At 37.6% G+C, this 12,984-nt stretch carries 13 protein-coding genes and 1 pseudogene; 4 read left to right on the plus strand and 10 right to left on the minus strand.

Translation table 11 applies throughout. The features are described 5' to 3' along the window. The coding region (locus tag BM210_RS27585) for a transposase (protein ID WP_143101109.1) at positions 1-274 on the plus strand (274 nt) is incomplete at its 5' end. A 324-nt stretch (positions 275-598) separates the two neighbouring features. On the opposite strand, the gene BM210_RS27590 is transcribed toward BM210_RS27585, so the two are convergent. After that, positions 599-1,135 carry a 3D domain-containing protein gene (locus BM210_RS27590; protein ID WP_091175524.1) on the minus strand — a complete coding sequence of 179 codons (537 nt, stop codon included), beginning with the start codon at positions 1,133-1,135 and terminating at the stop codon, positions 599-601. A 394-nt stretch (positions 1,136-1,529) separates the two neighbouring features. Beyond that, positions 1,530-1,853: a hypothetical protein gene (locus BM210_RS27595; protein WP_091175525.1), complete on the minus strand. Its 324-nt coding sequence runs from the start codon at positions 1,851-1,853 to the stop codon at positions 1,530-1,532. A gap of 219 nt (positions 1,854-2,072) precedes the next feature. Here BM210_RS27595 and BM210_RS27600 point away from each other — a divergent pair, with 219 nt between their 5' ends. Continuing rightward, the gene (locus BM210_RS27600; protein WP_091175527.1) at positions 2,073-2,336 is read left to right on the plus strand and encodes a hypothetical protein; all 264 of its coding nucleotides are present in this window, start codon (positions 2,073-2,075) and stop codon (positions 2,334-2,336) included. 161 nt (positions 2,337-2,497) lie between these two features. On the opposite strand, the gene BM210_RS27605 is transcribed toward BM210_RS27600, so the two are convergent. Next, the gene (locus tag BM210_RS27605) at positions 2,498-3,097 is read right to left on the minus strand and encodes a copper amine oxidase N-terminal domain-containing protein (protein WP_091175529.1); all 600 of its coding nucleotides are present in this window, start codon (positions 3,095-3,097) and stop codon (positions 2,498-2,500) included. Positions 3,098-4,063: 966 nt separating this feature from the next. After that, positions 4,064-5,023 (minus strand): stalk domain-containing protein, encoded by a 960-nt coding sequence (locus tag BM210_RS27610; protein WP_091175530.1) that lies wholly within the window; start codon positions 5,021-5,023, stop codon positions 4,064-4,066. Between the two features lie 427 nt (positions 5,024-5,450). On the opposite strand from BM210_RS27610, the gene BM210_RS27615 reads away from it, so the two are divergent. After that, the gene (locus BM210_RS27615) at positions 5,451-5,762 is read left to right on the plus strand and encodes a cyclic-phosphate processing receiver domain-containing protein (protein ID WP_091175531.1); all 312 of its coding nucleotides are present in this window, start codon (positions 5,451-5,453) and stop codon (positions 5,760-5,762) included. 236 nt (positions 5,763-5,998) lie between these two features. Here BM210_RS27615 and BM210_RS27620 read toward each other — a convergent pair whose 3' ends face one another. After that, on the minus strand, positions 5,999-6,433 hold the full coding sequence (locus BM210_RS27620) for an SRPBCC family protein (RefSeq protein WP_091175533.1): 435 nt from the start codon (positions 6,431-6,433) through the stop codon (positions 5,999-6,001). Positions 6,434-6,841: 408 nt separating this feature from the next. Between BM210_RS27620 and BM210_RS35055 the strand changes: the two genes are divergently transcribed. Further along, the gene (locus BM210_RS35055) at positions 6,842-6,997 is read left to right on the plus strand and encodes a hypothetical protein (RefSeq protein ID WP_177238035.1); all 156 of its coding nucleotides are present in this window, start codon (positions 6,842-6,844) and stop codon (positions 6,995-6,997) included. A 199-nt stretch (positions 6,998-7,196) separates the two neighbouring features. Here the strand turns inward: BM210_RS35055 and BM210_RS27625 are convergent, their stop codons facing one another. The 5 genes and pseudogenes from BM210_RS27625 to BM210_RS35875 form a co-directional block, all read right to left on the minus strand. Further along, positions 7,197-7,574 carry a hypothetical protein gene (locus BM210_RS27625; RefSeq protein ID WP_091175535.1) on the minus strand — a complete coding sequence of 126 codons (378 nt, stop codon included), beginning with the start codon at positions 7,572-7,574 and terminating at the stop codon, positions 7,197-7,199. Between the two features lie 232 nt (positions 7,575-7,806). Beyond that, complete coding sequence (locus tag BM210_RS27630; protein ID WP_091175537.1) at positions 7,807-8,613, minus strand: ABC transporter ATP-binding protein; 807 nt, start codon at positions 8,611-8,613, stop codon at positions 7,807-7,809. Beyond that, positions 8,606-9,610 (minus strand): FecCD family ABC transporter permease, encoded by a 1,005-nt coding sequence (locus BM210_RS27635; RefSeq protein WP_091175538.1) that lies wholly within the window; start codon positions 9,608-9,610, stop codon positions 8,606-8,608. The genes BM210_RS27630 and BM210_RS27635 overlap by 8 nt, the downstream gene beginning before the upstream one ends. Before the next feature lies 1 nt (position 9,611). Further along, positions 9,612-10,574 carry an aldo/keto reductase gene (locus tag BM210_RS27640; protein ID WP_091175540.1) on the minus strand — a complete coding sequence of 321 codons (963 nt, stop codon included), beginning with the start codon at positions 10,572-10,574 and terminating at the stop codon, positions 9,612-9,614. Positions 10,575-10,612: 38 nt separating this feature from the next. Beyond that, positions 10,613-12,754, minus strand: a pseudogene (locus BM210_RS35875) (helix-turn-helix domain-containing protein). Positions 12,755-12,984 lie beyond the last annotated feature (230 nt).

Raw genomic sequence — 12,984 nt, forward strand, 5'->3', positions numbered from 1 at the left:
TAACTGGGACGAGCTGGCTACCTTTTTTAAGTATCCGCCAGAGATTCGCAAACTCATTTACACGACCAACATTATTGAAAGCTACCATCGTCAGCTTCGAAAGGTGACCAAAGGAAAAAGCATCTTCCCATCGGATGAAGCTCTCTTAAAAATGCTCTATTTGGCCACCATGGATGTCACTCGAAAGTGGACAGGCCGCGTCCAAAACTGGGGGCAAATGCTGCTCCAGCTATCTGTTTTCTATCCAGATCGCATCGGCCAGCATCTGCGATGAAAATTTTTCTCCCCTGGGGGAGAAGTCTTTTAAATGAGTTTACACAAAAGATTTGACAGACCCTTATTACCTAATTGAGAGTCTTCAATTAGGTTTTTTTATTCCCATTGAAAGTCAAATTTCAGGATGATTCTTCAGGCTAGAACATACATCTTGCGTTTTGATATCTAAATTTATTCAAATTCACCGTCATCCTAATATCCATCAAAACTTAGTTATTACAGTGGGCATTAAATTATACCCACTCCAAGTCTTCGTTTCATTATCACAATTCAATTATGCTACTACTTCAATAGGCTCGTAGCTGATCAATATCATCCTTTATTAATCTATAATAGTTACGTTCAATTGTTGACGACCAAAATTCAAAGCTTCTTTTTCACTCTCAAAAAATACGTCAATCTTGTTACCCTTTATTGCTCCACCTTTATCTTCAACGACTCTTTCTCCAATGCCTTCGATATATACTTTGGTTCCTTTGGGCAACACTTTCCAATCAGCAGCAATAGTTCTTCCTTCTTCAGTTCTACTTCCAGAAGCAGTAATTCCATAGTTTTTGCTTCTTGGGGTTTTACCTGTAGAGTGTTCATGATTTGAATATTCGCTAACATTCATAGTGATTACCTTTGATCCTTTTTTGTCAACTTTAGTTTCAGTCTCTGAAGAGGTCACAAGAGGAACTTCAGGTTCTGATACTTCCATGTTCTCAATCTTTGTTTCTGACATTACCGACATTGTGACGGTTGGATGTTTTAAGGTGTCTATTTTCGCTTCTCCTGCTTGTTTAGCACCAGTAATAATTAGTGTGCCACTCAAGATTAAAATCACAAGAGAACGCTTGGTAATCTCGTTGTTCATCATGCCTCCATATTTGTTATCTGACTTGTGAAAAACACTATCTAGAATTTTCGTAAGATTATTCTAGATAGTGTGGGTATATCTATGTATTGGAATTATTTACTCTAAATTACATTCAACTATTTCTGTTTTCGTAATTCAATTAAATGGTATATCTACTCACGAATAAGGCCATTCATTTGGACGAACTTAATAAGTCAGACGACAACACTTACATTCTAATTAACGAAAATGAAAGTCTATTTGTTAGTTTTCAGAGCAATTCTGCCGAGAAGAGTGGAAATAAAGTTGTTGAAGGACAGTACCCATACATGGCTGATCAATCGATTATTTCCGAAAGTGATTATTTTGAAACTGAGAACTCAAATTTGATTCTCAGTTTCTTTATTATTCATAACTATTTATTTGAGTTAGCTTTAACATATTTGTCTCCATCTTCTTGTATGGCTATTGAATCTTTGTAATCCAATCCTGCAATAGAATACACAGCAGTACCGACTGAATAGAAATTTGAACTATAGTTTCTACTAAGATCTTTCTCCTTGTTAGACTTTAACTTTATTGTTCCAAGTAATTTATCAGTATTTTCTATTTGTTGATCAGTCACCATATACACACGGTTTTCCCAATTTATCATCTTATTACTTGCAAAGCTTTGAACATCACTTCTAACACATCCAGTCAAAGCGACAAGAAAAACCACTGGAAACAGAAATTTCATCAAATTCCCTCCCCTCTCATAATAATAGCGAAACCTAAAACAATATGTTGCTTATAAACTACATTTTTACTTTATAGACAAAAAAATCAGATTAGTTCTTCACAAATTATAAACTCTTCAATTCCAATAAAACATGAGTTTTATAGTGTGGCATAACAATGATATACGATATAATATACATATAGATAAAATGATCTATGAGTAAGGTTGGTGACCTAAATGAATTGGATTCTAATAGCGATATTAAGTTGGTTGGGGATAGGCTTTATTATAGGAATTAAAGCTGCTTTTATTGATCCACTAGATGGTGATAGAATGAAAGAAATTCAGCAAAAAATGTCCTCATTAGGTGAACGAGAATTTAGTGAGAAAAGTGTTAAAAATTTTAAAAAAAGGAATTCAATTCCTATTATTCTCATTAGCTCGCTTCTTGGACTAGTAGCATTGTATATCAATATTAGGAAATCATTAAGGACTAAATAAAATGTACCTTTCAATGTCTTATAAAATACACCTAACTAGTGTTCTTAATAACTTTTGAAGTTTTAATACTTCCTGATATTGCTTTGAATACAACTTCTCTGCCAAGTGTTTTCAAAATTAACCCATCTATTCCCAATAAAATACACGATTCATGGTGTGATTTATTTAAAGCTTGTAACCTGAAAACTTACTTTTGAAAATTTTGAAAAGTCGCCAACTTCTCCAGCATTAACAATCTTTATTTCACCTGTACTTATAGTTTTCTTATCCAAAGATGATCCTGTCTTTGACGATCCTGATGCTGTTCCAATAAACGTATCGCTTTCGTCATAAAAATTTAAGCTAAATTCGATGTCACGTTTCTCTTTTAATGTTGGGTCTTCTAATTTGTCTACTGATAACATTCCTCTAATTACCGTATAATCTCCATCCAAATAGACACCTATAAGACTGAAATGAACATTAGGATACTTGTTATCAGTAAGAATATCCTTATGAGATGGAAAATGATTAATTATTATCTCTTTATAGTCATCGTTATAATCGACAAATGCTCCTAATTGCTCCGCAATGAAACGAGCAGGAACATAGGTTTGACCATTATAATTAAGCACTGGAGAATCTTTATTTGTTTCTGCATGTTGACCATTGATTGTAAAGTAAGCTGGAAACAAGACTGTCTGTATTGAATCAGATGCAACCACAACAGTTGAGAGTGAGAGTATGCTACCTACAACTGCGCCCATTACAAATTTCCTCATAAAAATGACCTCCAATAAGTTAATATACCAGGGAACGATTGATTCATACTTAGTATATTTTACATTTGTTAATATACAATATTTTACATAATATTGGTGTTGATTTTATACGTAAGTTATGATATTGAACTATTCATATAAATATCCTCATTAATGATAATCCATAATATGGAAATTTAAACGTATTTTTTGAATTATTTTTTATGCTTCATGGTGTGTCTTTGTTTGATTCCAGATATTACAAAAAGCCATTGTTCCTCAGAAGGATACAACAGCCTTAGAATCGATCTTGGAGCGCCTGACTCAACATTAAGATCTATATTTCATCTTAAATATATTGTATTCCCTTGAATAAATATAATTGAAGAAAACGGTATATATAAATTTTGGTCAGCTCTTGAACTATATAAGATGAACTAAACATCATGACAGCAAAGAGGCGCTGCGAAAGCAGACCCCTCTTCCAATCGCTGTTGCAGCCAGATTCTTTGTATTCTTAGCCCCATAGGGGTAAGAATCCGTCTGCAAAGGCGAACACTTCGTTTCTCCAGAAGGGTCCGCTTTCTCCGCTCGGGCTGTGTGTTTCTTTTGTTCATCTTATATAGTAGTTATTTTTAAAAAGCTATTTTGGATATCGACTAACAAAGTACCCGTTTCTATTGTTGCACCATTATAACTTACCGACATTACAGTCTTTGATTTTTCTAGATAATTCAACAAATCCGTTATAAGATACGCCAATTTTAGAAACAACCTTTCTGTTTATGTTTATGTTTTGTTTGCTTTACCCAACATTAACTCCTCATAATGAAACTTGCTCTCGTCAAGCTCATCTAAGTGGCCTATTTTCATTTCCCACAAGCACACATCGTTATGAGTATGTAGGTTGCTTTAACGTTGAGATCCGTCTTTGTAATGGATGAACCAGCGGAATAGACTTTTCAATAAATGTTGACATAAAAGCCCCTAATTTTGGATAGTTGCAACCTTACCCGAACCATCAAAATAAAAGTAGCTAGTTGAAGAACTCCATCGATAAACCCACTGTTCAGAATAGTGGAACTTACTTTCCGTAGTATTAATTTTATCCGGTTTTCCAGCTATCATAATAACCATGTCTTTGCTCATCCCTAGTTCAATGTTGCCTTTTCTAATAAGTGCTCGGTCAGATACACTGAATTTTTCTAGTGGATCTATTAAAAGTAAACTCGCCATTATTGAATCCATGGAGTTGAATTTCACTGTTTTTGTTTTCTCTCCATTTGTTAACGTCACAGTAGATCCAGAGTAGCCTACTATTGATAGTTTAGAATAAGAAGGAAAACCAAAAAGATCGGTGTTAATTTTACTACTTGTGGCAGCGCGCCATAAGTAGTCTTGCTCTTTCCAGTAACTTTCAGCGTCAGCATCTAATTTCAACTGCTTTGCGGATCTTACTATTGTGTTCTTATTACTATTGGAATTAGCCCAAGAAACACCCTTATTATAGTCTCCAGCTGTGATATCGATTCTATCATTTTCACCATAGGCTATTTGCATATCTAAATAATCTTGGAGAAAGACCAGTGGTGCATACAGCACATAATCCTTAGAAACAACAGGATAATCTAATCTTGCCGAATTAACTTCCATACTTGTTCCGAAATAAGTCATTAGATTTTGGTCTGCTTTAATTAGCAATATCCTATAAGGATGATTAATCCTTAAAACCCCATCGTAGTCTTCAGCAGACATATTAAGATGACCTAAGACGCTCCAAAGAGGCACATAGATAATATTATTCTCTACAAAAGGACTGTGCTCACTGTCTAATTTCTTGTTATTGATATAAACAGTATAATTTGATTCATCAGCAAGTGCAGACATAGGTGAGATTAAAGAAAATACAAGCATCATGACAATTAATATTTTCGGGACGATACTCACAAGACCAACTCCTTTGTATGGGCAAATTATTCTAGTATATTTTACCAATACTTTAGGATTCTAGTCTAGTTATAAATATAAGTATTAACATGCCAGCACCCATAATTTTAGCATTTTCAGTATATAGGGTTGTCATGATTCCATAATTAAACTTGCAAGAATAAGAGTATTCAACATCTTTTGTCGATCATACAAATATGTTTTTATCATTTCTTTCTTATCTCCTCACTTTATCTTCTGAAGAAAGATACGTTTTGAATACGTAATATTTTTGTATAATTCACTTATAAAATAAAACAACTTTTTCATCTCCATTCAGGGAGACGGATCGACTCCGTACATTTAGTTGACCAACCCAATCAATCATGAACATTTAATCATATACAGTTAAGATCCCTAATGACTCACTCTGGAGTTGAAATACTACATGTTAAATGTGTTCCTTGATGATCTTCGCCCTTGTCCAAAGGGGTTTCAATTAGCTAAAAATGTGAGTGAATGTATCCATCTAATTAAAAAGAATAAAATCAATGTGTTGTCATTGGATCATGATTTAGGTTTTGGTAGTCCATCAGGTTTTGAAGTTGTAAAATACATTGTAAGCAATAAAATTTTTCCTTCAGAGATTATTATTCATACGGCAAACCCATTTGGAAGAATACGAATGTTCAGATTATTGAACAGAAATATGCCCAAAAATGTCAAAGTAGTTATTCGGCCTGAACCATTATACTTATGAACAGGCAACGAAAGTAACATTGTATCGTAATATTATCTTCCTTTTACTTCCGCAAAGGCATACCACACTTCATTAAAGTCGATATCAAAGTCGACAACTTTTCATTTATCGTAATATATCTTTTTCACTTATTTTTATTTAAATTGTTCACAAGAAAAAACCTTCCGTTAAGAAGGTCTTTAAATTTAGTGTTATCAGTAATTGTGAATAAACCTGAATGTCCGAATCATTTTATCCTAATTTTCTTTAGAAATTTCACTATATTTTTTAAAATTGTCTAGAATCGCCTGAAAGCCTGCTCTTTGCATTTCAATGGGATTGGTGGTTTCTGCTTCAAAGGCCTCAATAACCTTAGTATCGCTTTCTTGACTAATAAAAGTTATCGCGACTTTTCTTCCATCTCCAATAGTGTAAGAAATAAATTCATTTATTCTCACATCATCATAAACTCCGCCAAAATCAAATCCAAAACTTCCATCCTTTGCTTCCATTCTTGTAAAAAATTTTCCGCCAACCCTTAAATCATTTTCGGCATTTGGTGCATGCCAGTCATCAGAAGCAAAAGACCATTTCGTTATGTGCTGTGGTTCTGTCCAATATTCCCACACTTTTTCAACTGGTGCATGAACTGTGGTTTCTACCGTTAATGTTACTTTATTTCCTGTTTCCATTTTAATTACCGCCTCACTTAATAAATTTAGAATCTTAGTTAATTATATATATTAAAAGCATCATCTTCAAATTGCATTACGGGTAGGCTAGCTTCCCCTTTCAATATGTCCCCTTTACCAGAACATTATTTCACATTAGTTATGTATTACTACATATTTTATTCATTAAGTTATAATAAAATCAAATTTTCATTAACACTGTCTGGTACAGATGATTTCTTTTATTTTTATTCTCATATTTGAAAATATAATTCTCAAATATATTATAAGAGGTGAATATTGTCCTAACTCTTGGAATAGCTTCTCCTTTTGTTTTTCCAGTGTTTTTAGGAACCGTTAATGTTCTAGGAATAAAAAATTTATCATTGGAAAAAATAAGCTTCAGAACAAAGGAGGGAATTTTTCAATATGCCTAATGAAAAAATCAATATTGAAACTGATGGAGATTCTGAAACAATTTACGAAGACACAGAGGCACATGAACGAACAGGGTTTATGGTTGAAGATACGAAGCAGATTCGTTATGACGATGTAAATGATGATGTGTTCGAAGTTGAATATTAATGCGAAACAAAACTTGATCCCGATCATATCGGGATTATTTCCTTTCAAATGGACATTTATGGTTTTTTTAGACATTCTTCCGTTAAAAAAATTTTCAAATCTTATCCGTATATGCTCAGAAGGTACTCTGATGCCTGAGCTTCAGTAATTGCTGGTTCTTCATAAAGGTCTCTTTATTGTTTTTCTGAATGTATTCCATTTAGTATAAACCAAACCATTTTTTAGATTCCATGCTGTTCAATCTCCAAATAACGAGTATAGGCAGGACGGTGCCAAGCAGTAATCCGAAGCTATGCCATACAGTAAACTCGATTAAACGGAGTACGATAAGAATGCATGAAAGTACAATGGCACTCCTAAGTCGGGATGCGATGGGTGTGTTTAGGCGAGTTGCTACCCAAATTGCTGCAATACCAAGGATGATCATTGCAATGGATAGTGTTATCTTTACAATTCCTTCGGAGCCAAGAGAGTAGATGCCGTTACCTATATTCACGATCGCATTAAGATATATTAAGATTTGTGTGAACGTAACCACCGCAGGTTTTTTAGAGTTAGCCATTAATTCCTGAATCATAGTTTCTCCTTTTTGTTAGCTCATCAGATTTGTCCTTAAATAACCGTTGTCATAAATTCTTTCATTATTATTGCCTCAATCGTAAGTATTTATCTATTTCACTTCTAAACATGTTCAAGGATCTAATATTGCAAAGAACTTCAAATTCATCAAAAAACAAGCCTCCAGTAACATGGAGACCTGCTCATTGACATCTATGGCCGTTAGCATACCATTCGTCTCTAATCGCCTATCACGAAATAGAATCAAGCTTCATGGGATGCACCAACTCTGTAGGAAGAATCCCGCTAACAGTCCTTCCACTCTTGCTCGAACTAATCATTTCCGATTGTACACCGAAGTATTTCTCCAGATTATGCTCACTTATGATATGTTCAGTTTGTCCAATAACATGCTCGTTTTGACCGATGATTAAGGTCTGTTCGGCAACTCTTAGTGCGTGAGCAGGAAAATGCGTATTGATGATTATGGTTAGCTTTTGTTTGTTCAGCCACTTTATTATTTCCAAAACCATCAATTGATTTTTCATATCGAAATTAGACTCTGGTTCGTCCATAATCAATACTTTTGGCTTCTTGACCAGCGCTCTGGCGATTAACACCATCTGTAGCTGTCCGCCGCTTATCTGATTACATGGCCTCTTGGCAATTCCAGCTAGTCCCATTTGATCAATCATATCTCGGGCCTTGAGATAGTCTCCCTTGGTGGGTGTATTGCCCATCGCTATATAGGGAGATAGCCCCATCACGACCATTTCAGTTACGCTGTATCCAAAGCTGGTGTGCTTGGCTTGTGGCACATAGCTTATCCGTTTCCAGAAATCTGTCAAAGAAAGGGTTTGTGCTTGGGTTCCATCTATGCACATATAACCTGTTTTAAACTTTTGAAAGCCCATCAAGCATTTAATGAACGTTGTTTTGCCTGCTCCATTAACCCCAAGCACCGCCAATGTTTCCCCTTCTTTGACGGTTAAGCTTAGATCTTTGAATAATACATGGGTCTGCTCGTAATAGAAAGAAGTATTGACGACCTCAATCACTCCACACGCCTCCCGTCTTGTTCAGCAAATAGCCAAATATAGGCGCACCGATCAGTGCGGTCAGAACAGAAAGTGGGATTTCTGCAGCAGTCAGGGTGCGGGCCATCGTATCTACGACAACCATGAAAAGAGCCCCGAGGCTAATGCTCGCAGGAATCAATATCTTATTGTTCGCCCCTACAATCATCCTTGCAAAATGGGGAACAATCAGACCGACAAAGCTGATAATTCCGGAGGTGGCTACAGCAAGCGCAGTAATGATTGTGGTTGTCAATATGACGATGATGCGGATTCGCTTCAGATTAATTCCGAGGGATATCGCTTCTTCTTCCTTGAGAGAAATGATATTTAACTGCCATCGTAATTTCCAGACCAATGCTATGCAAATCATAATGATTGGGATCGTTGTCAGGACATCCTTCATCGTTGCGCCAGCCAGACTTCCCATAAGCCAGAACAGAATGCTCGGCAACTGCTGTTCAGGATTGGCTATGTATTGAATCAGGGAAGTCAGAGCAGCAAATACGGAGCTGGTGACGGTTCCGGCTAGCACGAGCTTCAATATTTTGACTTGACCATCCTTCTTGCTCAGATAATAGGCTACCCCCATCGAGAGCAAACCGAATATAATGGCCAGACCTTGAATCAGAATGGTCTGGCTGAAAAGGAAAATTCCTAGCGCTGCACCGAAGCCTGCTCCTGAGGATACACCCAATATGTGCTCGCTAACCAAGGGGTTGGAGAACATCGCCTGCAGGCAGGCTCCAGATACGGCCAGACCTGCGCCAATAACAGCAGCTACGATTACCCTCGGAAAGCGGATATCCCATATAACGGTTGCTCCCGAACTTCCCATTTTCAAGCTGCCTGGGGAGAAGATAGCCTGGAATAACTCGCCGGGACTCATCACATATCTACCCATACACAAAGCAGCAACGGTAGCAGCGATAAAAAGAATCGTAGTCGTTACAAAAAAATATGTGTTCTTGTATCGCATATTAATTTCGCCAGATGGACAACACGTACACATCCATTAAGGCGGCTACCTCTTCTCTATTGATATACATTTTTTGGCAAATATCCATAGCGATTTTATGACGGGTAGCGTAATCAAGCTTGGCTATACTTTCTTGCAGTCTGGTGTGAACAAGCCTGCTTTCTTCCTCTGTATAAGGCTCAAAACTATTGAAGGAATCTATGGCATCTTGAACATCGCTTTTGTTGCGCAAGCCAACCAACACACTATCTACATAAGGACTGGACAGCATATAGTGAATAGCACCGTCGACAATGCTTTGCTTCTCTCTAATACAAATTGCCTTGAACACATCCTCATACTGCGGAATAATGCCTGTTCCCAGTGGATTCATAGCGATATTACCGATTCCCATCCCTTGAGTGGCTTTCATCCCCTCTGTACGCCATGGTGCGTTCAGCACATTGTACCCGACAATGTTAATATCGAATTGATATTCACTTAATACCTTTTTCAGATCCTCACTAGGCATGTGGGTAGTAATGGATACGTGTTTGATCAAGCCTTCTTCTCTAGCTTTGATGATCTGGTCCACTGCTCCGAATCTTAAGCATTCCAACCAATCTCCGTAGCTTTTGACCCCCCACAAATTTGTAAAGAAATCAATTCGCTCCAGGTTTAATCTTCTCAGACTCCTCTCAAGCATCTCCCTGAAATTCGCAGAATCGCCGTAATAACATTTCGAGGAAATGTGGAAAGGAAGCGGCTCTTTTTTCATTTCGATGATAGCCTCTCCGAGTATGGACTCAGACTGATCAGCACAATATTGCATGGCTGTATCGAAGAAATTAATGCCATTCTTATAAGCGTGCAGAACGGTTTCAACGCATTCGTCCCTGTCATGAGGATTCTCAAATCTTTGTGCCCCGAAGCCGATTCTCGAGATTTTCATATCGGTGTTGGCTATACTTCTATATTGCATCATAATAATCTCCTCATCAGCTTGGTTTAATTTACTTCATTTCACTTTTTTGAAAATTTTTCAACATAATACTGACTGTCCTTATTAGCGTCAAGTCTGAACACTTGGTTGATTTCTTCGTCTGTAAGAGCAATGTTATAGGAGAACTTGTAACCTTCAGCAATGACATCTCTGATGTTGTGGGTAGAGAATTTATCTGGATAAGCCAGTGCTCCATACCAATACCAGGTTAACGAGGCCATATGGGACATTAATGCGAATTCAGGCAGCTTATACACCTTCTTATTTTTAACAGCTGCTAATTGTTTAAATTGCGGATTATCATAAATCGCACTTGGATTCACTCCCACAGCTGCCTCATGAATGACGATCATATCGGGATTCCAAGCCAAAATTTGCTCAACATTGACCTGCATGGTGTTTTTGGATACCCCTTCTTAATAGGCGGCATTCTTCACTCCAGGAATCCCATGGTAAAAATTACTATCGCCATGAACGGAGATCTTATTGCCATCAAGAGCGCTAATCAACAGCATGCTGGCACGTTTGTCCTGTGGGATGTCCTTCACGATTTTTTCAATATCTGCTTTGGCTGCATCCTGCTTGGCCAATAATTGATCGACTCGCTCTTCTTTTCCCAGTGCTGCACCAAGCATACGAATCGTTGCCACTTCTTTATCCCAAGGTCCCCATCCAATGGTGATGACTTTAACGCCAGCCTTAACCATGGACTCGTAATATTCCGGTTTTCCCATATTCCATTGAAATACAATATCTGGCTTAATGTTCAGTACCTCTTCTATGTTCGGAACAAACCCACCTTCAACGGTAAAGGAGGAGTTCACATTTTTGAGACTCGGATAATATTTGCTCAGCACCCGTTGGGAAATCATGGTTTTTGACGCAGGGTGAATTCCTACCACTCGCTCAGCGTCTCCTGCGATAGCGACTGCCGTTTCGGCTAGAGGTTTGGGAAAGGTTAAAATCGTTTTGGCTGGTTTATTCAAGACGATAGTTTCCCCGCGGTCATCAACAATTTTTATGCTGGTGTCGTTCAACACGCCCTTGCTATTGTCAGCGGTGGCTTGTGCAGCCGTGTTATTCGTGGTTTGTGAGCTTGCATTCGTTGCATTGGAATTCGGCATGCTGGAGCATGCGCCAAGCAGCAAAGCAAACATAAGCAGCAGGTTTACTGCCATGGATGGTTTCTTCCAGTTTCTAGTCATCGGTAATACTCCTTCACGTATGTATTGATAATGATTATCAAGATCACTATCAATATAACTCCGAACCCTGCGAGCGCCAATAGACAATTCGGACACAAATAATGTACGATTCGGACGAGAAGCCTTTGCAGCTTGTGCTTTATAATGATTTGGCGAACTGCCTATATGCTTTTTGAACAAGCGGCTAAAGTAATATCTATCTTGGTAACCGAGACCATATGCAATTTCCTGAATCGTCGCGTCTGTAGTACTTAACAATCGTTTGGCCATATCCATACGAATCCCGATTAAATAATCGAGGGGACTGTGGCCTATCCGTTCTTGAAATAGTCTCGTCAGATGTCTCGGACTACAATCAAGAAGCGCAGCCAATGACTCCACAGTAATCGTGTCCGAATAATGCTCCTTCATATAGCGGACCGCTTGCGATACAAGGTCTGCCTGCAGGATAGTAACCTCCTGTGTATAAAGCTGCCATAGCAGATCATAGACGAATTGATAGAATAATACCTTTACATGAAATCGTTCCAAGGTATTTGAAAGTCTCCATTCCCGATCCATCTCCTCAATTCTGAGGAGAAGAGATACTGGAGAATAGGGCTCGAACCCATATTGAACATGAAACGGATTGTTGCGTTCCATAAGCTGCTGAATCTCTTGTCTGCACGGTAAGGGAATGACTGCCGTATAGAAGATAAGATAATATTCGAATTGTTCCTCCAATTGCCAAATGTCCAGGTGCATTCCCTTACAGCCATGCAGCACATGCAGTGGCTTCGCCTGATAGGTATTTCCATCCAGAGATAGCAACGCGCTTCCGCAGGACGGCTGCAGGAAAGCACTTGCAGGCAATCGGTATGAGCGTAAGTCTTCACCCTTATTCATTTTCATATAGCGAACATCCAAAACCTTGATAGCAGCTTGATTCCATAGCAAAATATGTTCCTGAATATTCATAAATTCAACCTCACTCCACACAAATGATAATAATTCTCATTATACATGACGGTGTGAAGATTGAGAACCCGTTCCGCTCACTGTCCCAAATTCACTTTGTACCTCAATATTTCCTTGTACTTGGCTAATCTATTGGATTTGTTGTTTGTAGTCATTTGAGTAAATTTTCTTTATTTATGGGATATTTTGTCGTTATAAAAACTTAACAAACCCATAACAAAAAGAAAATT

The sequence above is a fragment of the Paenibacillus sp. 1_12 genome (assembly GCF_900114475.1).
Taxonomy (GTDB): domain Bacteria; phylum Bacillota; class Bacilli; order Paenibacillales; family NBRC-103111; genus Paenibacillus_S.

What these genes read in the sequence shown, in the direction of transcription:
- BM210_RS27620 (WP_091175533.1), bottom strand. Translation starts at nt 6,433, where the DNA reads ATGGAAACAGGAAATAAAGTAACATTAACGGTAGAAACCACAGTTCAT.
- BM210_RS35055 (WP_177238035.1), top strand. Translation starts at nt 6,842, where the DNA reads ATGCCTAATGAAAAAATCAATATTGAAACTGATGGAGATTCTGAAACA.
- BM210_RS27625 (WP_091175535.1), bottom strand. Translation starts at nt 7,574, where the DNA reads ATGATTCAGGAATTAATGGCTAACTCTAAAAAACCTGCGGTGGTTACG.
- BM210_RS27635 (WP_091175538.1), bottom strand. Translation starts at nt 9,610, where the DNA reads ATGCGATACAAGAACACATATTTTTTTGTAACGACTACGATTCTTTTT.
- BM210_RS27640 (WP_091175540.1), bottom strand. Translation starts at nt 10,574, where the DNA reads ATGATGCAATATAGAAGTATAGCCAACACCGATATGAAAATCTCGAGA.
- BM210_RS27595 (WP_091175525.1), bottom strand. Translation starts at nt 1,853, where the DNA reads ATGAAATTTCTGTTTCCAGTGGTTTTTCTTGTCGCTTTGACTGGATGT.
- BM210_RS27600 (WP_091175527.1), top strand. Translation starts at nt 2,073, where the DNA reads ATGAATTGGATTCTAATAGCGATATTAAGTTGGTTGGGGATAGGCTTT.
- BM210_RS27615 (WP_091175531.1), top strand. Translation starts at nt 5,451, where the DNA reads ATGTTAAATGTGTTCCTTGATGATCTTCGCCCTTGTCCAAAGGGGTTT.
- BM210_RS27605 (WP_091175529.1), bottom strand. Translation starts at nt 3,097, where the DNA reads ATGAGGAAATTTGTAATGGGCGCAGTTGTAGGTAGCATACTCTCACTC.
- BM210_RS27590 (WP_091175524.1), bottom strand. Translation starts at nt 1,135, where the DNA reads ATGATGAACAACGAGATTACCAAGCGTTCTCTTGTGATTTTAATCTTG.